Source organism: Veillonella parvula, assembly GCF_002005185.1.
Lineage (GTDB): Bacteria > Bacillota > Negativicutes > Veillonellales > Veillonellaceae > Veillonella > Veillonella parvula_M.
On sequence record NZ_CP019721.1, the window covers coordinates 612,086 to 637,193 of the forward strand.

The 25,108-nt window shown below is 38.7% G+C and carries 18 protein-coding genes and 1 pseudogene; 16 read left to right on the plus strand and 3 right to left on the minus strand.

The window, feature by feature from the left end:
* The first annotated feature begins 90 nt into the window (after window positions 1–90).
* The 8 genes from dnaN to B1A77_RS02920 all read left to right on the plus strand — a co-directional run bounded on the left by dnaN (window position 91) and on the right by B1A77_RS02920 (window position 7,838).
* Window positions 91–1,203, plus strand: coding sequence for a DNA polymerase III subunit beta (gene dnaN / locus B1A77_RS02885; protein ID WP_058948345.1), 1,113 nt, complete (start codon window positions 91–93; stop codon window positions 1,201–1,203).
* 157 nt (window positions 1,204–1,360) lie between these two features.
* Window positions 1,361–1,594 carry an RNA-binding S4 domain-containing protein gene (locus B1A77_RS02890; RefSeq protein WP_077707870.1) on the plus strand — a complete coding sequence of 78 codons (234 nt, stop codon included), beginning with the start codon at window positions 1,361–1,363 and terminating at the stop codon, window positions 1,592–1,594.
* 3 nt (window positions 1,595–1,597) lie between these two features.
* Window positions 1,598–2,698, plus strand: a complete 1,101-nt coding sequence (recF, locus tag B1A77_RS02895) for a DNA replication/repair protein RecF (RefSeq protein ID WP_077707871.1) — start codon at window positions 1,598–1,600, stop codon at window positions 2,696–2,698.
* Complete coding sequence (locus B1A77_RS02900) at window positions 2,685–3,587, plus strand: DciA family protein (RefSeq protein ID WP_077707872.1); 903 nt, start codon at window positions 2,685–2,687, stop codon at window positions 3,585–3,587. The genes recF and B1A77_RS02900 overlap by 14 nt, the downstream gene beginning before the upstream one ends.
* 13 nt (window positions 3,588–3,600) lie before the next feature.
* The gene (locus B1A77_RS02905) at window positions 3,601–3,849 is read left to right on the plus strand and encodes a DUF370 domain-containing protein (RefSeq protein WP_077707873.1); all 249 of its coding nucleotides are present in this window, start codon (window positions 3,601–3,603) and stop codon (window positions 3,847–3,849) included.
* Between the two features lie 77 nt (window positions 3,850–3,926).
* The gene (gene gyrB / locus B1A77_RS02910) at window positions 3,927–5,828 is read left to right on the plus strand and encodes a DNA topoisomerase (ATP-hydrolyzing) subunit B (protein ID WP_004698069.1); all 1,902 of its coding nucleotides are present in this window, start codon (window positions 3,927–3,929) and stop codon (window positions 5,826–5,828) included.
* 10 nt (window positions 5,829–5,838) lie between these two features.
* Complete coding sequence (locus B1A77_RS02915; RefSeq protein WP_004698078.1) at window positions 5,839–7,320, plus strand: amino acid permease; 1,482 nt, start codon at window positions 5,839–5,841, stop codon at window positions 7,318–7,320.
* A gap of 200 nt (window positions 7,321–7,520) precedes the next feature.
* A complete protein-coding gene (locus B1A77_RS02920; RefSeq protein WP_004692937.1) occupies window positions 7,521–7,838 on the plus strand; it encodes a YbjQ family protein in 318 nt (105 codons plus the stop codon).
* A 209-nt stretch (window positions 7,839–8,047) separates the two neighbouring features.
* On the opposite strand, the gene B1A77_RS02925 is transcribed toward B1A77_RS02920, so the two are convergent.
* The 3 genes from B1A77_RS02925 to B1A77_RS02935 form a co-directional block, all read right to left on the minus strand.
* Window positions 8,048–11,110 (minus strand): efflux RND transporter permease subunit, encoded by a 3,063-nt coding sequence (locus B1A77_RS02925; RefSeq protein ID WP_077707874.1) that lies wholly within the window; start codon window positions 11,108–11,110, stop codon window positions 8,048–8,050.
* Complete coding sequence (locus B1A77_RS02930; RefSeq protein ID WP_077707875.1) at window positions 11,107–12,171, minus strand: efflux RND transporter periplasmic adaptor subunit; 1,065 nt, start codon at window positions 12,169–12,171, stop codon at window positions 11,107–11,109. The genes B1A77_RS02925 and B1A77_RS02930 overlap by 4 nt, the downstream gene beginning before the upstream one ends.
* Before the next feature lie 437 nt (window positions 12,172–12,608).
* Window positions 12,609–13,964, minus strand: coding sequence for a hemolysin family protein (locus B1A77_RS02935; protein ID WP_077707876.1), 1,356 nt, complete (start codon window positions 13,962–13,964; stop codon window positions 12,609–12,611).
* A gap of 255 nt (window positions 13,965–14,219) precedes the next feature.
* Here B1A77_RS02935 and B1A77_RS02940 point away from each other — a divergent pair, with 255 nt between their 5' ends.
* The 8 genes and pseudogenes from B1A77_RS02940 (at window position 14,220) to B1A77_RS02975 (ending at window position 24,919) form a co-directional block, all read left to right on the plus strand.
* Window positions 14,220–14,819, plus strand: a complete 600-nt coding sequence (locus B1A77_RS02940; RefSeq protein WP_077707877.1) for a class I SAM-dependent methyltransferase — start codon at window positions 14,220–14,222, stop codon at window positions 14,817–14,819.
* A 304-nt stretch (window positions 14,820–15,123) separates the two neighbouring features.
* Entirely contained in the window at window positions 15,124–16,302 is a 1,179-nt protein-coding gene (locus B1A77_RS02945; RefSeq protein WP_077707878.1) for a transcriptional regulator, read from the plus strand.
* Window positions 16,303–16,539: 237 nt separating this feature from the next.
* The gene (locus B1A77_RS02950) at window positions 16,540–18,573 is read left to right on the plus strand and encodes an LTA synthase family protein (protein ID WP_077707879.1); all 2,034 of its coding nucleotides are present in this window, start codon (window positions 16,540–16,542) and stop codon (window positions 18,571–18,573) included.
* 57 nt (window positions 18,574–18,630) lie between these two features.
* Window positions 18,631–19,385: pseudogene (locus B1A77_RS02955) on the plus strand (glycosyltransferase family 2 protein).
* A 67-nt stretch (window positions 19,386–19,452) separates the two neighbouring features.
* Window positions 19,453–21,474 (plus strand): LTA synthase family protein, encoded by a 2,022-nt coding sequence (locus B1A77_RS02960; protein ID WP_008714517.1) that lies wholly within the window; start codon window positions 19,453–19,455, stop codon window positions 21,472–21,474.
* Window positions 21,475–21,579: 105 nt separating this feature from the next.
* Window positions 21,580–22,665 carry a glycosyltransferase family 4 protein gene (locus tag B1A77_RS02965; RefSeq protein WP_008714515.1) on the plus strand — a complete coding sequence of 362 codons (1,086 nt, stop codon included), beginning with the start codon at window positions 21,580–21,582 and terminating at the stop codon, window positions 22,663–22,665.
* Window positions 22,666–22,706: 41 nt separating this feature from the next.
* Window positions 22,707–23,645, plus strand: coding sequence for a VirK/YbjX family protein (locus B1A77_RS02970; protein ID WP_077707880.1), 939 nt, complete (start codon window positions 22,707–22,709; stop codon window positions 23,643–23,645).
* 80 nt (window positions 23,646–23,725) lie between these two features.
* Window positions 23,726–24,919: an O-antigen ligase family protein gene (locus B1A77_RS02975; RefSeq protein WP_077707881.1), complete on the plus strand. Its 1,194-nt coding sequence runs from the start codon at window positions 23,726–23,728 to the stop codon at window positions 24,917–24,919.
* Window positions 24,920–25,108: the final 189 nt, after the last annotated feature.

Genomic DNA, 25,108 nt, shown 5'->3' on the forward strand with positions numbered 1-25,108 from the left:
GCATCTAAGATAGTAAACATAGAATATTACAAACAAAGCAATTAATTATTAGTGCTTTTACAATATATAAAAATTATAAAGGAGTAACATATGCATATTACATTCCCTAAAGCAAATCTCCAAAAAGCAATTAACGTATTGCAAAAGGTATCTCAAAATAAAACAAGTTCCAACTTACCAGGCGCTATTTATATGACTACAAAAAATGGTCAAGTAGAATTGCAAGGTAACGACTTTGAACTCGGCATTCGCTTAACCATCGATGGAGACATTAAAGAACCTGGTACTTTAGTGGTAGGTTCCCGCTATTTCCAAGAATTAATTCGCAAATTGCCTGGCGATACTATTGAACTTTACAAACCAGAAGACGGAAGTTCTTTGACCATCACATCTGGATCTTCCGAATTTAACCTTGTTACATTACATCCAGATGATTTTTCCTTGGTGGAACAAATTCACGACCAAGATCATGTAAACATCGATAGCTTTGCTATGAAAGAACTCATCGATTTAACAAATTATGCAGCTGCTACTGATGAAGATCGACCTGTATTTACCGGTGCTCTTCTTGAAATCAAAGAAAACGAAGTGACTATGGTTGCTACCGATACACACCGTATGGCTGTTAAAAAAATTACCATCGATGAACCAGCAACGACTCCAATGCGCGCTATCATCCCTACAAAAACGTTGGCTGAAGTATCTCGTTTATTACCAACAGATAATCCAGCTATGATCAATATCATTTGGAATCGTACACAAATCGTATTTAATTTTGAATCTATTTATATTATTTCTCGCTTAATCGAAGGCACATATCCTGAATATGAAAAGGTAATTCCTTCTCAATTCGATTCTAGCGCTGTAATTGATCGCCGCGAATTTGCTGGTGCTGTTGATCGCGTATCCTTGTTGGCTAAAGACATCAGCTATAATGTAATTCGTTATGATTGGTCTGAAAGTAATGTCACATTGTCTACTCAAAATACTGAAATCGGTATGGCAAAAGAAGACGTAGCTGTTGAATTTAAAGGCACACCTTTCACAATCTCCTTCAATGGTCGCTACATCTCTGACATCTTGCGTCACAGCACAGGTGACAATATCCACTTGTTCTTAAAACAAAATGGTCCTGTTGTCATTCGCCAAGACAATAATCCAAACTATACATACGTAGTAACACCAGTTCGCACAAATGCTTAAAGTAGGGTGTGAGCTAACAGAGGAGCGGTAGCGACGATGGGAGACACACATCACTTTGGTCGGAGCGTGCAATTTTTCAAAGAAAAATGCTCAGCGAGCGACCTGGACTCAGTATGATATATATGCTTATGTTAATTGTCTACTTTAGGAGGACGTTATGAAAGAGCAACAGCAGGTACCCATTCATACGGAGTACATTCAAATTGATCAGTTGTTGAAGTTAGAAGGCATCATTGAAACAGGTGGTCAAATTAAATCTTTCATCGATGAAGGCATCCTTACCTTGAATGGTCAGGTCGTAACGGAAAAACGCAAGAAATGCCGCGTTGGTGATGTGATTTCTTGTGAAGGTCTCGATGTAGACCTCGTGATTAAACAAGAGGAGGCATAATCGGTGAGAATTGACTCACTGCAGTTATTTCAGTTTCGTAATTATAAGGATGTACAGATACAGTTTAATCCTGAGATTATTGTTCTATATGGCACTAATGGGGCTGGTAAGACGAATATCCTCGAATCTATCTATGTTGGTACGATTGGTAAAAGCCATCGTACGAACGATACGTCAGATATGCTCATGTTCAATGCCGAAGAAGCAGGCATAGTTGTAAAATTCGAGAAAAAAGATACGCCTCAAAAGGTAAATATTAAATTATTCCGTCAGGGCCCTAAGGATATTCGATTAAACGACACAAAAATATCTCAAAAAGAACTGATTGGTACATTAAATACAGTTATCTTCTGTCCTGAAGATTTACAGCTCATCAAGGGGACTCCGTCTGGACGTAGGCGTTTCCTCGATATGGAAATCTCTCAGACCAGTGCTATATACTATCATCAATTGATGCAGTACAATCGGCTGTTACAGCAACGAAATGCAGTCCTAAAAGAATATAGAGGAAAGAATACTATTCCTCTTGAAGAATGGGATTTGCAGCTAGCAGATATGGCGAGCTTTATCGTAAAGAAACGATTAGAAAGCTTAAAGAAAATTAATCTGCTCATCGATTTGATGAACCGTAAATTGACGGGTGGACTCGAGAATTTGACCATCGGTTATGAACAGCCGTATATGGACATTGGTTCACTAGAATATACAAAGGAAGGCTTTTACGAACGCATCAAAGCAGCGTTGCCGCAAGATCGTCATCGTTTGAGCACTAGTGTAGGTCCTCATCGCGATGATTTAAGATTCTTTTCCGATGCTATGGATTTAAAGAAATTTGGATCGCAAGGTCAGCAACGAACCGCTGTATTGTCCTTAAAGTTGAGTGAGCTTGAGTTTATCAAGTCAGAGGTAGGAGAATATCCAGTTCTTCTCTTGGATGATGTATTGAGCGAACTTGATGAGTCGAGACGAACGAATTTATTGCAGTTTATTCATAAACGAATTCAAACATTTATTACCACTACAGATATTCACGATTTTAAAGATTTGAAATCCGTTCAATTTATTTCTTGTGAAGGGGGACAAGTTCAGTATGGACAGCCTTGATCTTTGTTTACCAAAGGCCTTAGCAGAACTGAATTTACTGGAACAATATAAATTAAATACCCTTGTTCACAAGTGGCGTGATGTAGTAGGTGATGTCATTGCGGATCATACAAAAATTGTGTCCATCAAGCCTCCAAATATGGTTATTAGTGCAGATAATTCCATGTGGATGCAGGAATTACAGATGCAAAAACGACGTATTATCGAGGCTATCAACAAGTATTATCGCCAAGATGTAATCACTGATATTCGCTTCATCATGAAACGTCAAAGCTATGTGAAAGTAGAAACTAACACATCTCTCACGATTCCTGATGAACAAATTATTACAAAACGTATTAATTTTGCAGATATCGTGCTTTCAAAAGAGGATGTAGACGCCATCGATACATCGTTGAAACAAACGGATAACGAAGCATTAAAAGCTGCTTTCCGAAAAGTACAGATTACGGCTCGAAAGCGAGAAATTTATTTAGAGCAGCATGGATACCATCGTTGTAAACGATGTGGCATGCATATGAAATCTAAAAAGGAAATTTGTCCAACCTGTGAATATGAATTGCATCGGGCTCATATCAAGGAGATTAAGGCGGTTATTAGAAAGTATCCGTACTTTAAATATAGCGACTGCCAGCAATTTATACAGTGTAGTTTTTCAGACTTTGCAGAAGCGATGCGAGAATCCATATACTTTTACCTGGATAAGATTTATAAAGGATCTATCAATCGCCGTCATATGTTTATGGTGGCCATGCTCATCACTCACAAAAAGCCTGATGAGTTGACGGATCAGCACGTTATTAATTTGTGTAATAAATATCGATCAAAGTTCCTTGCTGAAGAGGAACAGCGCAAAATCGATGCCTTTAATGGGACATTAGATAAGTAGAGGGGGCATTCTTATGTACGTTCATATTGGAGATACCATTTCCGTGCCCATAGAATCCATTATTACGATGGTGCATGCTAAGGGTGGAAAGTCCCATAAAAGTCCTATTCATTACTATGAAACACTAGAATATATCGCCATGGTGCCAGAGGAGCAAATCAAGACTTATGTGGTCACAGATGATTGTGTGTATGGATCTGGTATCAGTATTAAGACTTTAATGAGACGGATTGATGAGTTTTATAGTATAATAAAGAGATAAAGTTTAATCCTGTACATGTTTTGTTACTTTATTTCAATCAAGTGCAGTATGATAGATTGTTAGGAGGAGTTTGTTTCATGCCTGAACAAAATTATGGCGCTCAGAATATTCAGGTTCTTGAGGGTCTAGACGCGGTGCGTAAACGCCCAGGGATGTATATTGGTAGTACGTCTGCGCGTGGTTTGCATCACCTCGTATACGAAGTTGTAGATAATTCTGTAGACGAAGCGCTTGCTGGTTATGCTACACATATCGAAGTATCCATCAATCCAGATAATAGTGTTACCGTTGTCGATGATGGTCGTGGTATCCCAACAGGGATGCATGAATCTGGTATGTCTGCGGTAGAGCTAGTATTAACGAAATTGCATGCCGGTGGTAAATTCGGTGGTGGCGGCTACAAGGTATCTGGTGGTCTTCACGGCGTAGGTATTTCCGTAGTTAATGCATTGAGTGAATGGACTAAGGTTCAAGTATCTCAAAATGGTATTGTTCAAGAGATTTCCTTTGCTCGTGGTCATAAAACTTCCGAGTTGCACGAAATTGGCAAGGCCGAAGGCACTGGTACTACAGTTATTTTCAAGCCAGATGCAGAAATCTTTGAAACTACCGTATTTAGCTTTGATACATTGAAAATGCGTTTACAAGAATTGGCATTCCTTAACAAAGGCCTTCGCATTACATTGAGCGATTTGCGCTTAGAGGAACCTCGTGTTGAAAGCTTCCACTATGAAGGTGGTTTGGTTTCTTTCATTACCTTCTTGAACGAAAATAAAGAAGCAATTAATCCAACTGTTATCAACATTGAAAATACAAAAGACGATGTTGTGGTAGATGTAGCATTGCAATATAACGATAGCTATAGCGAAAACTTGTTGTCCTTCGTAAATAACATCAATACGATTGACGGTGGTACACATCTATCTGGTTTCCGTGCTGCCTTGACTCGTACCCTCAATGATTATGGCCGTAAATCTGGTTTGATCAAGGAAAGTGAGTCTAATCTTTCCGGTGAAGACGTACGTGAAGGTTTGACAGCTGTCGTATCTGTAAAAGTGTTGGAACCTCAATTTGAGGGCCAAACAAAAACTAAACTTGGCAATAGCGAAGTTAAAGGTATTACAGACGTTATCGTTACAGAAGGTCTTAAAACATTCTTCGAAGAACATCCTCAAGATGCGAAGAAAATCATCGAAAAAGCAACGATGGCGAGCCGTGCTCGTGAGGCTGCTCGTAAAGCCCGCGACTTAACACGCCGTAAAAATGCGTTGGAAGTATCTAGCCTTCCTGGTAAATTGGCGGACTGCTCCGAAAAAGATACATCTATGACTGAAATTTATCTTGTGGAAGGTGATTCTGCAGGTGGTTCTGCAAAACAAGGTCGCGATCGTCGTTACCAAGCGATTTTGCCATTGCGTGGTAAAATCCTCAACGTGGAAAAAGCACGTCTAGATAAGATTTTGGCTAATAACGAAATTCGCTCCATGATTACCGCTTTTGGTACAGGTATTGGCGATGAATTCGATATTACAAAATCCCGTTATAACAAGATTATCATCATGACAGATGCGGACGTTGACGGCGCTCACATTCGTACCTTGTTATTAACATTCTTCTACCGCTATATGAAACCATTGGTAGAGGAAGGCCATATCTATATTGCTCAACCACCTTTGTATCAAATCAAGAAGGGTAAATCTCACTGGTATGTATACTCTGATGCAGAGTTGACTGCTAAACTTGATGAAGTAGGTCGCGATGGTACTACAATTCAACGTTATAAAGGTTTAGGTGAAATGAATCCTGAACAATTATGGGAAACTACAATGAACCCTGATAATCGTACGATTTTACAAGTTAGCTTAGAAGATTCTATCGAAGCTGACAAAATCTTTACAGTCCTCATGGGTGATAAGGTAGAGCCTCGTCGTAAATTTATTGAAGATAACGCGAAATACGTGCGTAATCTAGATTTGTAAGAGGTGACCCATGTCTGAAAATCATAATAGTAACGTAGAGTTTACGTCTAACAAAGATCAACACCTAAAACGGTCCTTAAAAGCGCGTCATATGAATATGATTGCTTTAGGTGGTGCTATCGGTACAGGTTTATTCGTTGCTGGTGGTGAAGTGGTAAGTACAGCTGGCCCTGGTGGTGCTCTTGTAGCTTATGGCCTCATTGGTATCATGGTGTATTTTCTCATGACATCTCTTGGGGAAATGGCTACATACTTGCCAATTCCAGGTTCCTTCGGGACTTACGCAAAACGCTATGTAGATCCTGCCTTTGGTTTTGCCTTAGGTTGGAATTACTGGTTTAATTGGGCTATTACCTTGGCTGCTGAAGTATTAGCAGGGGCGCTCATCATGAAATATTGGTTCCCTGATGTACCTGCCATCGTATGGTCTGCTCTGTTCTTGCTCATTTTATTCGGCTTGAACTATTTATCTACTCGTTCCTTTGGTGAAAGTGAATATGTGTTCTCTAGCATCAAGGTGATTACCGTATTTGTATTCCTATTCTGTGGCTTTATGCTCATCTTTGGCATTGGTGGCACATCTCCAGGATTTGCAAACTGGACTGTAGGTGAAGCTCCATTTGTAGGTGGCTGGGAATCTATTCTTGCTATCTTTATGGTGGCAGGATTCTCCTTCCAAGGTACTGAACTGATCGGTGTAGCCGCTGGTGAAGCGGAAGACCCTGAAAAGAATGTGCCAAAAGCGATTAATACAATCTTCTGGCGTATTCTATTATTCTATATCGGTGCTTTCACGGTTATCGGTTTCTTGATTCCGTACACAGATCCAAATTTGTTGAACTCTAGTGTAGAGAACGTATCTATTTCTCCATTTACACTCGTATTTGACCGCTTTGGTTTTGCCTTTGCTGCTAGCTTTATCAATGCTATCATCTTAACAGCTGTATTGAGTGCTGGTAACTCTGGTCTGTACTCTTCTACGCGTATGTTGTACGCACTCGCTAAGGAAGGTCAAGCACCTCAAATTTTTGCTAAGTTAAATAAACGCGGTGTTCCAGTGCCTGCGTTAATCTTAACGACAGCAATCGGTTTATTTGCGTTCCTAACAAGCTTTATCGGTGAAGGTACAGCTTATACATGGATTGTTAATATCTCTGGTTTATGTGGTTTCATCGCATGGGTTGGTATCGCAGTATCTCACTATCGTTTCCGCCGTGCTTTCATCGCACAAGGCAGAGATCTTAGTGAATTGCCATACAAAGCGTGGTTATTCCCAGTTGGCCCAATCTTGGCGTTCATTCTTTGCGTCATCATCATCTGTGGTCAAAACTACTCCGCTTTCACAGGTGATACCATCGACTGGTACGGCGTATCCGTTGCCTACATTGGCTTACCAATCTTCTTCGCAGTGTACCTTGGTTACAAATACATCAACAAAACTAAAGTTGTGCCGTTGAAAGAAGTTAACCTTGATCGTGACTTCGATAGATAACATAAAATTAGACCTGTTCATTATGAAAGTAGTGAACAGGTCTTTTTTTGATGTATAATATGTAAATTTTTGATATATAGTATGTAATTTTTGGAGATATACTATGTAATTGTTTTATGTGAAAGCTATATTTGTTTTTATCTAAAAGTCTTGTTATAATAAATTAAAATATATTGTAATCAATTAGAAAGGATACAATTATGATTATTACTACAACTATGCATATTGAAAACAAACCTGTACAAGAGTACAAAGGTATTGTATTTGGTGAAGTCGTAGAAGGCCGTAACTTTGTGAAAGATTTCATGTCTGGCATTCGCGATATCGTTGGTGGTCGTAGTGGCAGCTATGAAGATTCTTTGATGAATGCGCGCAAAGCAGCTCTCGATGAAATGTCTCAACGAGCTTCTAAATTGGGTGCTAATGCTATTATTGGCGTATCCTTCCAATACAGCACAGTAGGTGCACAAAATGGCATGCTTATGATTACATGCAATGGTACAGCCGTTGTAGTTTAATAAATAATAGACTAAGTCAGATATAATTATTAATATAATCCTAAGGGAAATAAGTAAGTCGTAATGTATTATTGTGACTAAAAAAACAGCAGGGGAAAGCCCTGCTGTTTTTTTATATGATATTTATTAAAAACCCCCTATAAAAGTTTCTAATACTTTTTTAAGGGGGTTTTTGTATTGTGTTTTATCTTATCTTGTCTTATGGTATCCTATTTTACCTTATACCAGCTTGCATACATGACAGGTAATACGATGAGTGTTAGAACCGTTGCCACTAGTAAGCCGCCGCTGAAGGCGATGGCCAATGGGCTCCAGAATACAGATCCCATGAGAGGAATCATGCCTAAAATCGCTGCGATAGCGGTGAGCATGATAGGGCGGAAACGAAGTGTAGCGGAGTTGATAATCGCTTCACGAGGTTCTTGGCCTTCTGCCTTGTGGATTTCGATTTGGTCTAATAAGATAATGGAGTTACGGATGATCATACCCGAGAGGGCGATAATCCCTAGAATAGCCATAAAGCCTAATGGCGTTCTCGTAATATTGAGTGCTAATACAACACCGATTAGCCCCAATGGAGCCGTGAGTAGAGCCATTACCATGAGGGCGATACGCTTTAATTGGAACATGAGGATTGTCATGATTACAAAGAGCATAATCGGCATTGGTGTTAATAGCTTTTGAACGGCTGTTTCGCTCTTTTCAGCGGCGCCGTCTAGGTCAATAGAATAGCCTATAGGCAAGGAATCGCGAATGTCTTGTAAGGATTTGTAAATCTCTTTCGTTTTCGCATTACCCAATACACCTGCTTTTACATTGGCATGCACACTAATGGTTGGCATCATATTGCGATGCCAAATAATACCATCCTCTTGTGTCATGGTAATGGTTGCAATTTGGCTAAGTGGTACATAGGAGCCATTTCCTGTTTGAATTGGCAAGGATGAAAGAGCACTTAAGTTATGTTGCTCGTTGTCACCTAAACGGAAGGTAACAGGAATGGTTTGGTTCCCTTCGTAGTATTCACCAGATTTAGTACCAGACAATAGACTTTGCAAGTGCAAGGATACAGCGTAGCTATCGATGCCGAGTAAACGTGCCTTGTTTGGATCGATGTGAATATTGGCTACAGGTTCTGTATCTGGCCAGTCAAAGGCGATATTTTGTAAGTCTTTATCGTCTTGCATTTTAGCTTTTACTTGATTTGCAATTTCTTTTACCATCTTTTGATCAGGGCCAGCAACGCGAAGCATAACTGGAAATTTGGATGGTGGACCGATTTGTAAGAATTGCGTATTTACAAGGGCCGATGGGAATTGCTCGTTTAAATACGGAGTCAATTCAGCATAGAGTTTATCGCGATCCTCTAAGGATTTTGTAACAATTACATATTGTAAGAAGTTGTTCCGTTGTAATTCCGGTTCCAAGGTGAGGACAAAACGTGGAGAACCTTGTCCAATGTAGGAGGTGAAGGTTGCAATGCGCTCGTCGTCTTTCAAATGTTCATCGATGAGTTTTGCTTGGTTAGCAGTATACTCGATAGACGAGCTTTGAGGAAATTGCATGGATACAATGATTTCATTACGCGTTGATGATGGAAAAAATTCCTGTTTGATCAATGGTAGTGAAAGCAAGGATAAAACGAAAGCTCCTAATGTGGCCAGCAAGACTACCTTGTGATGTCCTAGAGCCCAATGTAATAGTTTTTCAAACTTATCATAGAAGGTCACATTGAGTTTGTGCATGATACGGTCTCGTTTAGTCCATTCCGATTCTGGCTTGGGAGCCTTGTTTTCGATGATTTTATAACCCAATACAGGGCTGACGAGAACAGAGGCGAACCAAGATAGGATGAGTGCCATAAATACAACGATGGATAGGGACTTTGTAAACTCTGCTACCATACCTTGTGCCAATGCTAATGGCAAGAAACCTGCACAGGTAATGAGCGTACCCGATAGCATTGGGAATGCTGTAGATTGGTAAGCAAAGGTAGCCGATTTAAAGTGGCCCCACCCTTCTTCGAGCTTAACGCTCATCATTTCTACAACGATGATGGCATCGTCTACGAGGAGGCCTAAAGCTAGGATTAAGGCACCTAAGCTAACCTTATGTAGATAGATGCCGCTTTCATACATCAAGATGAACGTTGTAGACACAACGACTGGAATGGTGAGGGCTACAACGATACCGGTTCGTAAGCCGAGAGATGCAAAGCTTACGAGTAATACGATGGCAATGGCTTCAAATAAGGATTGAGAGAAATCGCCAATAGATTCCTTAACGATATGCGGTTGATTTGATACTTGATTGAGTTCGAGGCCGGCAGGAATCGTTTTCTGTAATTCCCCGAGTTTTTTGTCGATGGCTTCGCCGAATTCGATATTATTGCCCCCTGCGTCCATGGAGATAGCGATGCCAATGGCTGGCTTACCTTTGTAATAGAACTGTGGATCGCTAGGGTCTTGGTAGGTCATGGTTACATCAGCCATGTCACCGAGGCGCAACGTTTGATTATTGATGCGGATCGGCATATCTCGCACCGCTTGAGGACTATCGAATAGGCCATTGACGCGGAGATATACATTGTTTGTATCCGTTGTAATCACACCAGCTGGAACCATCATACTTTGCTGTTTAAGCGCTGTTAACAGCTGTTGTGTACTGACTTTATAGGATGCGAGTTTATCCTTGTTTATGGTTACATTGAGGGTTTGTTGTTGCACCCCAATGAGGCTGATTTTCTTAACATTAGGAACAGATAAAAGCTGACGTTTTAAGTCCTCTGCTTGTTGTCGTTTTTCTTCGTACGAATACTCATCACCACTGATGGCATAGATAATGCCATATACATCGTCGAACCTGTCGTTAATGGTCGGTCCTTGAACGCCTGCAGGCAATGATTTCCATTCGTCGTTGATCATATTCCGCGCTTCTTCCCAAGCGGGACGAATTTTATCGGATGGCAAATCCTCTCTTAAATTGATATAAATAACGGATTTGCTGCCATCTGTGAAAGATTTTGTATAATCTACACCAGGAAGGTCGCGTAGTTTTTCTTCGAGTTTGTCCGTTACCTGATCCGACATTTCTTGTGGAGAAGCCCCCGGCCAAGCAACACCGACCACCATGGTGCGCATCGTAAAATCAGGATCTTCCATGCGTCCCATATGGGTGAATGAGAAGATACCGAAGGTGAGGAGCACAGCCATGAAGTAGTAGATAATGGACTTGTGTTTAAGAGCCCATTCGGCTAAGTTAAATTGTTTCATTGACTAACCGCCGTCCCTTCTTGTAATTGTTGGGTACCTGCGGTGATGACAATGTCACCTTTAGCTAAACCAGATGTGACGATGACGGAGTTCTTACCGAACTCACCAGTTTTGATAGGCACGAGATGAGCCTTCTTATCGCGGATGATATAGACCGCATTATTACCGTTAGAGTCTTTCACAAGAGCCGTCAACGGAATAGAAATATTGGTACTATCTGTGGTAGATAGATTAGCATTGACCGTCATACCTAGTTGTACCTCTTTAGGCGCATTTTGCAAGGTGATTTTTACGGTATACGTTCTCGCTACAGGGTCAGGAACTGGTGAAATTTCACGTACTACGCCTTGTACTGTTACATCTGGTAAGGCCCAGAAGGTAATAGTAGCAGGGCTTCCTACATGAATTTTACTCAACTCTTGTTCAGGAAGGGCAATGACTGCTTCTGGGTCGTGACCAGCCGCTAAGGTACCAACGCTTTGACCGGCTGCTACGACTTGTCCTGCTTCAATATTGAAAGCTGTAATAATACCTGTATCAGGAGCCGTCAAATTAGTATAGCTATTTTGATTGCTGCTCAAATTAAGGCTTGCTTGTGCCTGTTGTAATTGAGCAGATGTGGCATTCAATTGGTTTTCAGCTTGGTCTAATTGTAATTTACTAATCGCTTGTTGTGCATAAAGCTCGCGGTATCGTTTAGCATTGGTTTCTGCCAATTCGTAGGCCGATTGAGCAGCTTTTACAGCACCTTCAGCATTTTGCACCTGAGCTGATGTATCGGAACCATTGACTTGAGCAATCACTTGGCCTGCTTGCACTACATCGCCAACATTTACAAATTTGTTGATGACACGCCCTCCAATTTGAAAGGCTAAGTTTGTTTCTGTTTTATTATGAATGGTGCCTGCATAGCCAGCATCAGTAGTTCCAGACTCTTCACCTATAGTGATGGTACGCACCTTGAGACTTGTATCTTCAGGGGGCTTTTCTGATCCACAACCACTTATGATGGCGGTCCCTATTAATAGGGCTCCTATGGTTGCTATGATTCGTTGATTCATAGAATCTCTCCTTTGACTACCGCATATAAGCCCTATGACACAGAACTACACATAGGTAGTAATCATAGGACTCTATATGTATATTAGAAAACTCTAATTTCTAATTATATATTTTATAGAAAAAAATAATTATATATTTTATACAATTTAATAATACTATATTTATATTGAAAGTTCTAGCCTTTATGCAGAAAATAAAAGAATTATATACTTAATTTATATAATTGATGATATATTTTAACGATAATTTTTAAAAGTAATCTATATTTTGCTAGTATTTGCTAGTATATGTATTACTCATTTTATGAATACAAAAATGTAGCAAAAAAGTGAGTCCTCTATTGATTGAGCTGTATCCAAAAATATGTACAATTTTTGGGGTATAGTTCATAGTAAGAGAACTCACTTCTTTAGATTTTGTCTATATAATTTGAACTTTATTTTTCTTCTTCTTGTTCTACAATAGGTTCTTCATAGGTTACAAGGATTTTATCGATACGAGTATGATCCATATCGATGACTTCAAAGGTATAGCCGTTCCATTTTGCCTTGTCTAATTCTTTTGGAATGCGACCGAAGAGGACGTTTAAGAGACCGCCCATAGTTTTGTACAAATCGTCTTCTTCACCTGGTAATTCTTGATCGATGTGAAAGAATTCTTTAAATTCATCTACGTTGAGAAGGCCATCTACGAGCCATGCACCATCGCGTTCGATGATCTTGTTTTCTTCTTCCTTGATTTCTTCCTCACCGGAAGGCATAAGGCCTACGATTTCTTCCATGATGTCATGCAAGGTGACAAGGCCAGTAAAACCACCATATTCGTCGAGGATAATTGCTTCATGAACGCCTTCTGTACGTAGAACGTTCAATAATTTCATGAGTGAAATGGATTCAGGAACGAGAACAGGTTCTTTCAAACAAGCTTTGATGATATCATGAATGGAACTTTCACTAGGACGTTGCATAATTTGAACTAATACATCGGATACGGTAACGAGACCCTTTAATTCATCCAAGGAATCGGTACCTACAGGAATGCGGTAATGGTTGGCATTCTTGAGGACCTCCATGATCTCGTCTTCCGTGCCATTAAGATCAATCCATTTGAGCTGTGTACGAGGAGTCATTATATCACCTGCGTTCATATCTGCAAGATGGAAGATATTTTCTACGAGGATAGGTTCTTCCTCTTCGTAAGCACCCATAGCAACGCCTTCGGTAAGCATTTTATTAATTTCAGATTCTGTAACAGGTGCTTCTTCTTTTACAGTAACGCCTAGCATTTTTAAGAGGAATTCTGTGGAAACGCCGAGGAAGCTAACGATTGGTTTTAACGCCACAGATAGCCAGTAAATTGGTTTTGCTACTACAACGGCAATGCTTTCAGGGCTATTTAAGGCCAAGCGTTTAGGCACGAGTTCGCCGATAACGAGGGATAAATAGGTGATGATAGCAACGATAATGAAGGAGCTTATAGAGGCTGCGTATGGTTCGATGCTTGGAATATTTGCTACTAATATATCTTCTAAAGGTCCAGAGAAGGTAGCACCAGAATACAAACCAGTTAAAATGCCTACGAGGGTAATGCCGATTTGAATGGTAGAGAACATTTCATTTGGGTTCTCTGACAATTCAAAGGCTGTTTTCGCACGTTCATTGCCTGATTCTGCCAACTCTTCAAGCTTACGTTTTTTCGCATTTACAATGGCTAACTCCGTCATGGAGAATAAACCATTTGCAATGATTAATACGATGATAATGATAAAATCTAAGGTCAGATCACTGTCCATGTAAGTAGATACTCCTTTTTAATGACATATAATTCTGCACATGAGAATAATAGAAATATTACTCCTAGTATACCATATCGACATTAATAAGTGTTTCATATAACAAAAGCACCCGATTGTGGATATTTTTGTTATATACTATAGGTGTTACTGAACTAGTAAATAGTGCCCTAATAAGGGTATAGTATGTATAGAAATTAAGATTAGTATTAAATATTAGGTCATATATTTTGGCCTCATAATAGGATTATATAGATGGCAACAGAGCAAGAGTGGGAAAGTGTATTACAAATTAAAACCTCTGGTCGCGATGATAGTCGTTCCGATACGGAGCATCATCCGTACGAGCCGACAGATTATTGCGTGCTGGAGCGCTTGGCAAATAGCGGTCATATTCGCAAGAAAAATACGCTCATCGATTATGGCAGTGGCAAGGGCCGAGTGAGTATTTTTATGGCTTACCAAACGGGCTGCCATTCCATAGGCATCGAATATGATGAACGGCTCTATGAAAAGGCTTTAATCAATGGTGAAAGCCCTGCTGCTCGTAATCGTGTAAGCTTTGTACTAGGTGATGCGGCGCTGTATAAATTGCCAGATCAGTCTGATCGATGCTTTTTCTTTAATCCCTTTGCACTCCATACGATTAAGCGGGTATTAGGAAATATCTTTGATTCGCTATATCATAATCCTCGGGAGATTAAGTTATTTTTCTACTATGTTAATGAAGAGGTGGAGAACTTTTTAAATAACCATGTGCGCTTGGAACAAGAGGAAGCTATTGATTGTAGTGACCTCTTTGAGGCTAGCGATGCAAAGGAGCGAATTCTCGTCTATTCAGTTAACTTGTTTTAGTGCAGTAATTTAAGACATTTATGTAACAATTAGATATATTTTGATGTAACAGTTAATTAAATAACCTCGGTTTGAATAGTGTTTTAGTAGTATGAAATGCATACAATTAGGGACGTATTTAAATTGAGGTTTTATTCTATTTTTAAGGAACTTTTACACATATTATTAAGGAAAAAGCAGATAAATTCTGCTATAATAATATATTAGAGATTATTAAATCAATTCATTTTTATGATTCTATACATTGATTCGTATACGCTAATGTAGCGGGTAGGACTGAGTGTATTGAATATAGGAGGTGCATATGGAACTCATCGATACAATGTTGATTAAACGCATTCGTAAGGCGTTAATTAAACGATATGACCGAGATCAACAGATTCAACAAATGATTGAAGAAATTGGTGCAGAGGAAGGCCTTAATGAAACCGAATTATCTATCGTTTACCAAGCGTATTTAGAGGTAAAAGAACGGGTGTACTATACATCTTCTCTCGTTGATTTGTGGAATCAAATTGAAGATGTTCAAAAACGTATGGCCTTATTGCATTCTTACGAATCTTTAGAAGAAGATTTATTTGGTGATGTGTTAGGCGACGATAAGGAAGATATCGTTATTTCTAATACATCTGAACTTGGCAAGGGCGCTAGTTATAATGATGATGCATATGCTATGGAACAGGTACAATTATCTGATGTTCCTGTGCATCATGATTCTACGGTGGGCATGAATCATATTAAATTGAATGAATTAAAATCTATAGGTGGTCTCTTTACTGGTTTTGGTGAAAGCTCTGGTAAGGAAATGGCGGATTTTGAAGATACTGCGATTGAGCACCTTGATGTAAAACCATTAGAAGGCGTTGAAAGTTTAGCAATTCATCATTTAGATGAAGATGAAGCGATAGATGTAGATGGTCTTGAAGAACTTTCAAAAGATAAGAAATTAGAGGCAGCTAACGTGGATGATGAGGATATGTCCTCTATCGATCCATACACGGCGGTGAATGCTTTATTATTTGGTAAAGCCGGTTTAGAGTCCGATAAAACAAATAAGAAGATGGAGAAGCTTCTTAAAAAGAAATTGAAACGCGTTGACGATGAATGGGCGCGTATTAACGGTTCTGAAGATAAGAAATCTAAGGACGATAAAAAATCCAAGGAAGATAAAACATCTAAAGAGGATAAGAAATCCAAAGAAGACAAAAAGTCCAAGGACGACAAAAAATCTAAGAAAGATAAAAAGTATAAAGAAGATAAAAAAGAGAAAAAACACAAGAAGTCTAAGGAAGAAAAACGCTCTAAAGACGAAGAAAAGTTAAAGAAAAAGAAAGACAAGGCTGAAAAGAAGCTTAAAGTTTTAAATGATAAGTTAAAAACAGTCTTTTTAGCTGATACTTTCAAGAAAAAAGATAAGAAGAAAGACAAGAAAAAGGATAAAAAATCCAAAAAGGATGAATCCGCAAAAAAGCAGAATCGATAGTTTCCGTATGGAATAGTAAGGCCTCTGAAAAGATGGTCAAGGAGAGTGCTAGTGCAAAGAAATCAGCAGGTGCTGAGACTATCGACCGTGGATGCGGTAAATGCAAACGATGTAAAGGTCCTAAATGTAAGAAATATCCGAAATAATTGATAGTTATGTAGTTTTGTTACATTTGTAACAATATAGTTGGATTAGTGAATTAACAATTTGGTTATAAGATTCAACAGTTAGGGGTTAATGATGAACCGATGGCAGCGATTATTTGAAGGCATACGAACAGAGATTAAGGTATTTATCTTTTTCTCTGTTCTGTTGACTGCATTTAGAATCGTGTTTCTTGCAGTATTTCAATCACAACTAGCTTCCGTGACGATGGAGAATATCCTTACATCCTTGTGGCTAGGATTTAGATTGAGTCTCAAGACCGTCGGTTCTTTGTGTTTACTAGGCTTTTTAGGGGGGACGTTGGTACATACCTTTGTGCCAAAATGGCCGTCCTTGCGCGTTAAACAGGTCCTCTACTCCATTGCGACTATATTGTTGACCTTCCTGTTTTTGGGACGCATTCCGTTCTACAAGATATTTAACTCTTCCTACAATGCGATGCTCATCAACGGTAAAAACGATGATATCGGCGCCATTGTAAATACCGCTATCAATGAATATAATGCCCTCATGTACATCATAGGGGCCGTTGTATTGAGCGCAGCGCTTTGCTATTTTCTAGTTCGTTTCCTAGCGTGGGGGGCCAAGAAATATAGTGACTACGCTGTTGATCTAAGGAATTGTGATGATGCGGATAATGTAAGAAATAGTGATTTTGCAGATCATCAACGACTTTGTACTACTTGGTATCCTAAAACGAAGAAAACGCAATGGATGACGGGCATTGGATTAACTGTCGCTATCGGTGTAATAGGTCTATTCTTTAGATTTGGCGGTGCTTTCAGCTATACAAATTCTATTAACTGGGAAAGTGCGGCCCGACTTAGTTCCAATTTGTTGAACGAAAATATTCTAGACGATGTGCAGGCTCTCTATCGTGTTAAAAGCATTGCAAAACGGACGGCTGAGCTTGAGGTTATTAACTTAACGCCTCAAGAGTTAAATGAAAAAATCACTGCCGTTGGTGGTAAGTTTAACGGTACAAATTTTGACGGTTCTTTCACGAGAACCATTACGACACAACGATTAGCGGATCAACCGCAGTCTATAAACCTCGTTCTTGGAGAATCCTATGGCTTGTGGCCGTTCCTCGCTGAATATAACGGGCCTGGTGCGTACCTCGTTGAGCAAGGTCGTAAATACGCTGCCAGCCCTCAAGCGATGAGCACGCAGCTAGCCCTTGCCCAAGGCACCGGTACGATGCCGGCCATCAATGGTTTGTTGACGGGGATGCCTGATACAGGGCTATATCCTAATTATGAAGGTGAAAGTTTCAAAGAACCTTACGGTTTAGGCATTGGTCCTGTTATGAAAAAGCTAGGCTACAAGACTGTATTCTGGTATGGTGGCTTTAGCACATGGCAAAATGTTAAAAACTTTGTTTTATCTCAAGGTTTCGATGAATTCCACGATGCCTCTGAAATGCCAAGCGAAGACGGCAATGCTTGGGGCGTAGGCGATAAAGACTTGTTTAAAGCTATTTCTGCCTACATGGATCAGCATAGAGGGGAAAAAATCCTCAATGTGATTATGACCACCTCTAATCATCCACCGTATAGCATCAATGTGGCTAAGGAAGGCTACGATGTGAATAAGGTAAAAGGGCATTTGCCAGATTCTATCGAAGAAAACGATAAGCAATTGAACGAAATGGGCCATATTTGGTACGCAGACCACGTAATGGGTGATTTTATCGCTCGCGAAGAAACAGCAGATCCGTCTGCACTGTTCGTCATTACAGGTGACCATAGCGAACGCTTTAACTTTGCTCGTGAAGTAGGTCCTAATGTGGCATCTACTATTCCTATTATTTTTTATGGTCGTGGTATTCATAAAGATTGGCTTGCACCTAATGCGTTCGGCATGAGCATTCAAATCATTCCAACCTTGGCGGAATTGGTAGGCCGACCTGGTCAAACCTATGAAGCGATGGTACCAAGCTTGTTTACACAAGAGGAATTTGTATTTAATCATAGACTATATCTTGATAAAAGTGGCAAAGTGTTAGAACAAAGTGCGAGCATGCCTCAATCCTATGGGGATATGATTAAAAACATGCGTGAACTTGCGGCATGGCGCATTAAACATGGGGATGTCATCAAATAAAGAAATATACATTTTTATCCATTAAATTTAATTGATTTGTAAGTTAAAGGATTATCTATGAGTACTGTGACGGCTATTATCTTAGCGCGCAATGAAGAACAACATATTGTAGATTGTATTAAGAGTATTCAATTTGCTGATGAAATTTTAGTCATCGATGATGGCAGTACAGATCAGACAGTATCACTTGCTACGGGATTGGGTGCAAAGGTTATACCACATCCCTTAAATGGAGATTGGTCACAACAACGACGGTTTGGTATTTTACAAGCCCAGAGTGAATGGATTCTATTTGTCGATTCTGATGAACGTGTATCACTAGAGTTAGCAAAGTCTATTCAACGAGCTATTCAAGGTGAACCGAAGGCGTATTGGTTACGCAGATATAATCTATTCCATTATAATCAGGCAACCCATGGTGTGGTGAGGCCTGATAAGGTATTACGATTGATGCCTCGAGAGGGAGCAACTGTGGAAGGGGCTGTTCACGAAGCTTTTATCAGTCCGTATCCACAAGATACATTAGAGGGAAAATTGTATCATTATACGTATGATAACTGGCATCAATTTTTGAGAAGTTCAATAAGTATACGACGGTAGCAGCTAATAAATACAAGGCACAAGGGAAGTCTTGTAATTTTTTAGGGGATATTATATTGCGCCCTACATGGGCATTTTTCAAGATATATATTTTGCAAGGTGGCATATTAGACGGAAAAATAGGTTTTTTATTATCGATCTATCATATGATGTACACCATGACAAAGTATGTAAAATTGTATTATTTGAATAAATCTAATGGACAATTATAATCAGTAATGTAGTATAAGTAGGTTGCTATGGGGAAGTATTGTTCTTTAAGTAGATATGGAAGTATAAATGAGTGAACAATTTTTTCTATCCCTACAACAAAATATAAAATTAATGATTTGGGCACCCATATTGAGTAGTATCTTTCGAATCATTTTTATGATTATTTATAATCCGTATCCAACATGGAAAGGTCGTTGGAAATCAGCTCTAGGTTCATTGCGTTACGGCTTTTGGTGGGGCATGGATTTTGATGCCTATGTATTCTTACTACCTTTAGTCTTGGTGACACTCCCTGCACTATGGTTTGAAGGGTACCATCAAATAGAAGATTCCATACGATTAGTAGGTCTAACGATGTATTCCTGTGTACTGTACGCAGCCTTTGCAGGAAAAATGATCTTCTACAAGCATTTCCATGATACGTACAACTATATGGTTCATTATGGAAATCATGCAGAGAAACGGAATTTGATTGATGTATTCTTTAATCAAGACCGAGGAATTCTTGTCATTCTAGGATTGATTCCTATTGCAGTTATATCCTGGTTCATGGGAGGTTTCTTCTTATCCTTGCCATCTATACCATATCCAAATATTGAAGGAACCTGGCCTACTGTAGCTTGGAATATAGGACTTGTGGCGGCATCTGTTCTAGGATTCTATTGGTTCCGCTACGGTGGTACCTTATCTCATGATGATAAACCAGAATGGGATACGATTCCTACAGTGGTAAAAGAAGATATATTCTTTGCTCGTGCTACAGTGCCAGATTTATGTGCCTTAGAAACGGTGTTTAAACATCCGCTACGTGATGAATATACCGCATCACCTGAGGATATTGATGACGCTATACATCGTATTGTTCCTAACAAATACAAAGATTCCTGGCAGGATTTGAGTACACCGCTTCATGCATTTAAACGTGTTGCATCAAGTCCTCGTATTGATAAACCGCAGCATATTTTCTTTATTGTTGGTGAAAGTATCCCTCAATGGTCTCTTGATGAACCTTATAAGGATCTCAATATATGTCCTGGTTTATGGGATTTTAAAGATAATCCTCATACGGTGCAAGTACCTAATTTCTTGCCTGCTGGTAATGTGTCTCGTCCATCCATTGTAAGTCTATTATCCGGCGTCTATGATGCGGGTATGGAAATCAATGAACGGGAAGCTTTTTGGCATGAACCGTTGCCGACCTCTTTGGCAGCTCAAATGAAGCGATTAGGCTATGATACGATTTATTGGTATGGTGGTAATGCGTCGTACGGCAACTTTAATCACTTCGGTAAGGCTCAAGGCTTTGACCGTGTGGAAAGCGCTTCTGTTTTCTGTGGTCCTGATGCACCTAAAACTTGGGTGGGCGTATACGATCACGTATTTTTAGAGAATATAACGGAACAAATTAAAGGATTAGATCATCCGACATTCCATTTTATTTACACTACATCCAATCATGGTCCTTATAAAATGGAGGATTCCTTATTAGATTATGATCCTGAAAAGGTCATGCCGAATCTTGGGGATGATCTAAAATCTAATAAGAAACGCAATAAAGAATTGGCTACCTATCGCTATAGTGATAAGGCAATATTTAACTTTGTAAATGCTATGAAAGAGGCCTTTCCAGATAGTTTATTTGTTGTTACAGGTGATCACTCTAATCTATTTGGCTCATTGAATAATACATCTTTAATTCAACGGGACTATACCTTGCGCGATACATTCTGTACCGTAGGGTTGTTACAACATCCTGCTTTCACTAAGGATGTGATTACGGTGCCCATTGGCACGCATATGAGCCTCATGCCTACCATTATTGAAACCATTGCACCAAAGGGTTTTGAATATTATTCCATTGTGCCGTCCTTGTTTGATGAGCAGCCAGAAACTTTAGTTACGCCGTACCAGTGGATTACGCCGCATATGATGGGCGATGTTCGCATGGATTATGGTGAAAGCAACATACCGTCCTATAAACCGGTTGAGCCAATTCGGCCTATTGATAATCATGGGGATGATGCTCGTGATTGGACATTGTTGACCATGTGGCTCATTAATCATGAGGACAGTATGAATAAGTCGTAGTATAATTAGACGATGATATCTATTGATGTATATGTAAACATTATTTCGAATACATCAATGGATGCCACTATATGTGTATTGATCTGTATATGATAGGAGGAACCTATGTCTATAATCAATATTGTAGGCGCCAAAATTTGGGGCGGTGGTGAACAATATGTATATGATATTTGTAAACAATTACAACAACGACATAGGGCTGCTTATACCTTAGTAGACCAATCAAATGAAGAGATGCAATCTCGCTATGCTCAAGTCGGCCATGTGATGACTGCCAATCTCTATACTTTGAAGGGTTTTCTATCTGTTAATGCAGTAGCCAAACAGATGAAAGCACAAGGAATTAATACAATTGTATGCCACTCTGGTAAATATATCTTATTCTGTATTGCTCTTAAGCAGTTAACGGGTGCTAAATTGATGTTTATTAAACATAATCTTGTACCTGGTAAAATAGATATGTATCATAAATGGATCAATTCACAAGTAGATGCCTTTGTATGTGTATCTAAACTCGTTTATGATGACCTTATGACACCTATTATTAAGAATACTAGTAAATATTATATTGTTTATAATGGTATTGATCCAAATAGATTTCTTTCATTTGCAGATAATGTGCCAATGAAATCTAAAGTTACTACATTTGGATATAGTGCGCGTATTACAGAACGTAAGGGTTTATATCTGATTTTAAGTGCTCTTGAACAGATTCATCAAAACAATCCAGATATTCGGTTGATTATATCGGGGGCTGGTACAGAGGATCAAATCAAAAAACTTAAAGACTATATAGATGCGCATTACATGCATTCTTATGCTGAATTTATAGGTTTTACACCTGATATTGAAGGTTTATATAGATCAATTGATTGTTTGTTATTGCCAACTGTAACGCGTGAAGCCTTTGGTCTTGTTATTTGTGAGGCTATGTATTGCGGTGTACCAGTCATTACGAGTGGATCTGGGGCTCAGAGAGAAATTATAGACGATGGTATATCTGGATTTATTGTTGATCCTTTGAATGAACATACATTACAACAAGCGATGGAGCATGTGATGAGTGATGCGGTAGATTTATCAAGTATTATCACAAATGCACGACGTGTTGTTGAGGAACGATTCATCATTAATCGTGTAGCTGATGAATTAGTTGCGATTATAGATAATTTACACTCCACTAATCATTAATGATAAAGTTTGTTAGTTGTATTAGTGGATAGGAGTAAGAGATGGGATATTTACAAACACAATGGCAACGAGGTCGTAAGATTTACGGAAAGCGTAGTTGGAGGGAAACACGTCGTACTTTTTTACATACAATGCGCTCCATACGAAATAAACGAGAAATAGAGGCGCTAGAGAACTACTTTGCAAATTACACGCCTGATTTAACACTATTAGATCGTCAAGTTGGTTTATTTGAGTTGATGACAAGATTTTTCTTGTTTAAAAGTTCTACACCTCAGGAACGATTAGAGGCCATTGTTAATCATTTTGATTATTTGAAAGATATATTTACAGATGAGGCGATTCGTGAAATGTACTCTGTAGATCCAGAGAATATTTATGATGATGTAAGTCGTATGAATCGTGGCTTTATCGTATGGGAATCAGAAGACCTTGATATGGTGGCCCGTTTATATTATGGACCTGGTCAGCGTAAAGAAGGTTTTTTGACCTTGTTACTCACCTTGGGTAAGCAGGGCGTATACCATGCTAATTTTCGCTTTGGCAAAGGCTTTAATGGGGAATCTGCTATGTGGATTGGTACAATTCAAGGTTATAAAGATGGTCTTGATAATGCTAAAACAGTTACGAAAAAGATGTTTGGCTATCGTCCAAAAAACTTTATTATGTTCCTATTACGTCATATTGCAGTCATTTGTAAAGTAGAATCTATTTACGCTGTATCTGATGAAGGCTTTTACGCGAATACTCATTTAGTTCGCGGTCATCGTGCAAAGGTAGCTGAGCTAGATTCATTGTGGGAGGAATCTGGCGGTGTACTATGTAGTGATGAACGTTTTTTCAAAATTCCTTTAGAGGAATATCGTAAGCCTATTGAGGAGATTAAATCACAAAAACGTAGCCAATATCGTAAACGCTATGAATTACTCGATCAATATGAACAAGAAATTCAAGAACATATGAAAAATTTAATAAAATAAGTATACATTTATACGTTATATGTAAGTCGTAACTATACTTAATTATTAGATAATAACAATAAGGGGATAAGGGTGTTAGTATGAAATCTTGGATACTTAAGAATTATGAAATGATACTTACTGTACTCATTTCAATTATGATATGTACGACGCGGTCATCTATGGCTTTTGGTAATTTTATTTATGGACTTATAGTACTCGTTACACTTTTAACATGGTGGTATAAAAGAGATGAAGTTTCTATACCAAATTCGATACGCCAATATGGATGGGCGTACTTAGGTATGCTGTTATGTATATTACCGTCTGCATTTATTAGTGATAATATACGAGTGACGACTAAGTACTTCTTTAATATTTGGATTTGGAAGATTTTAATTATCGTACCAATCTTGCTATTTATCAAGAGTTCTCGCAAATTATATACTATTTTATCAATATTTTTTGTGTATATAGGCATCGATGCTCTATCTGCCTTTGTACAATATTTACTGGGGTATAATGTAGGAACAGAGGGTCGTGCAGGTGGTGTCATTAATGGCTCTATGATGGGGCTAGCTATGTTGTTAACGCTCGCTTTTCCATTAGCTTTAATTACTGTTTATGATAAAACATTTCCTTCTTATGTAAAAAAATCAGCTGTATTCTCTTTATTTAGTATAGTGTTGGGAATGTTAGGCAATCAAAGCCGTGGTTCTTGGCTATTTAATGGTATTAATGGTGTACTTATTACATTGCGCTATTCCTTTGTTAACATTCGTTATTTATTGGTACTTCTTGTGGCTGTTATAGGAATCAGTTTTATATTTACTAGTAATCAAGCTTATATGGCTCGTTTTGAAAGCACCTTTAATGTAACTACTGATGGCTCAAATTTAGGCCGTATCTATGTATGGGAGTCGGATAGAAAAATGATTATGGATCATCCTGTAATTGGTGTTGGTCCAGGTTTGTGGCAGAAAACATATCGAGAGCAGTATAAATCAGAAAAAGAAACCCAAGACTTAGGTCATTCTCATAATAATATGTTACAAATAGCCTCTGAATCTGGCATACTAGGTCTAATTGGGTTTTTAGGATTCTCAATTTTCACAATCTATAAATCAGTAAAAAGCTATATTATATCTACAAATCCTTATGATTTATCAATCATTGTAGGTTTTATTAGTTATTTATTTTTATTTGGATCTATTGATTATACTTGGGGTAATTCATCGGGTATTCGCATTTTTTGGGTTGTTATGGGGATTATGCTTCAATTGCGGGATAATTGAGAATTATATAGCTGTATTGGAAGGCATCTAACTACTATTTAATAGACAATTAAGTAGGATTTAAATAGACTTAAAGAATAAATAACTACATAAAAGATAGGTGAAATCTATGTTTTTTATAGTTTTATATATTTAAATATGATACAATATATGTAAATATTGGTACATTGTATTCGTATGATAGAGAGG

Excerpts from the sequence above, each read along its gene's own strand:
- B1A77_RS02940 (WP_077707877.1), top strand. The coding sequence starts at position 14,220 with ATGGCAACAGAGCAAGAGTGGGAAAGTGTATTACAAATTAAAACCTCT.
- B1A77_RS02950 (WP_077707879.1), top strand. The coding sequence starts at position 16,540 with ATGATGAACCGATGGCAGCGATTATTTGAAGGCATACGAACAGAGATT.
- B1A77_RS02905 (WP_077707873.1), top strand. The coding sequence starts at position 3,601 with ATGTACGTTCATATTGGAGATACCATTTCCGTGCCCATAGAATCCATT.
- B1A77_RS02925 (WP_077707874.1), bottom strand. The coding sequence starts at position 11,110 with ATGAAACAATTTAACTTAGCCGAATGGGCTCTTAAACACAAGTCCATT.
- B1A77_RS02945 (WP_077707878.1), top strand. The coding sequence starts at position 15,124 with ATGGAACTCATCGATACAATGTTGATTAAACGCATTCGTAAGGCGTTA.
- B1A77_RS02890 (WP_077707870.1), top strand. The coding sequence starts at position 1,361 with ATGAAAGAGCAACAGCAGGTACCCATTCATACGGAGTACATTCAAATT.
- B1A77_RS02975 (WP_077707881.1), top strand. The coding sequence starts at position 23,726 with ATGAAATCTTGGATACTTAAGAATTATGAAATGATACTTACTGTACTC.
- B1A77_RS02930 (WP_077707875.1), bottom strand. The coding sequence starts at position 12,171 with ATGAATCAACGAATCATAGCAACCATAGGAGCCCTATTAATAGGGACC.
- B1A77_RS02935 (WP_077707876.1), bottom strand. The coding sequence starts at position 13,964 with ATGGACAGTGATCTGACCTTAGATTTTATCATTATCATCGTATTAATC.
- B1A77_RS02920 (WP_004692937.1), top strand. The coding sequence starts at position 7,521 with ATGATTATTACTACAACTATGCATATTGAAAACAAACCTGTACAAGAG.
- B1A77_RS02965 (WP_008714515.1), top strand. The coding sequence starts at position 21,580 with ATGTCTATAATCAATATTGTAGGCGCCAAAATTTGGGGCGGTGGTGAA.
- B1A77_RS02970 (WP_077707880.1), top strand. The coding sequence starts at position 22,707 with ATGGGATATTTACAAACACAATGGCAACGAGGTCGTAAGATTTACGGA.
- dnaN (WP_058948345.1), top strand. The coding sequence starts at position 91 with ATGCATATTACATTCCCTAAAGCAAATCTCCAAAAAGCAATTAACGTA.
- B1A77_RS02900 (WP_077707872.1), top strand. The coding sequence starts at position 2,685 with ATGGACAGCCTTGATCTTTGTTTACCAAAGGCCTTAGCAGAACTGAAT.
- B1A77_RS02915 (WP_004698078.1), top strand. The coding sequence starts at position 5,839 with ATGTCTGAAAATCATAATAGTAACGTAGAGTTTACGTCTAACAAAGAT.
- gyrB (WP_004698069.1), top strand. The coding sequence starts at position 3,927 with ATGCCTGAACAAAATTATGGCGCTCAGAATATTCAGGTTCTTGAGGGT.
- B1A77_RS02960 (WP_008714517.1), top strand. The coding sequence starts at position 19,453 with ATGAGTGAACAATTTTTTCTATCCCTACAACAAAATATAAAATTAATG.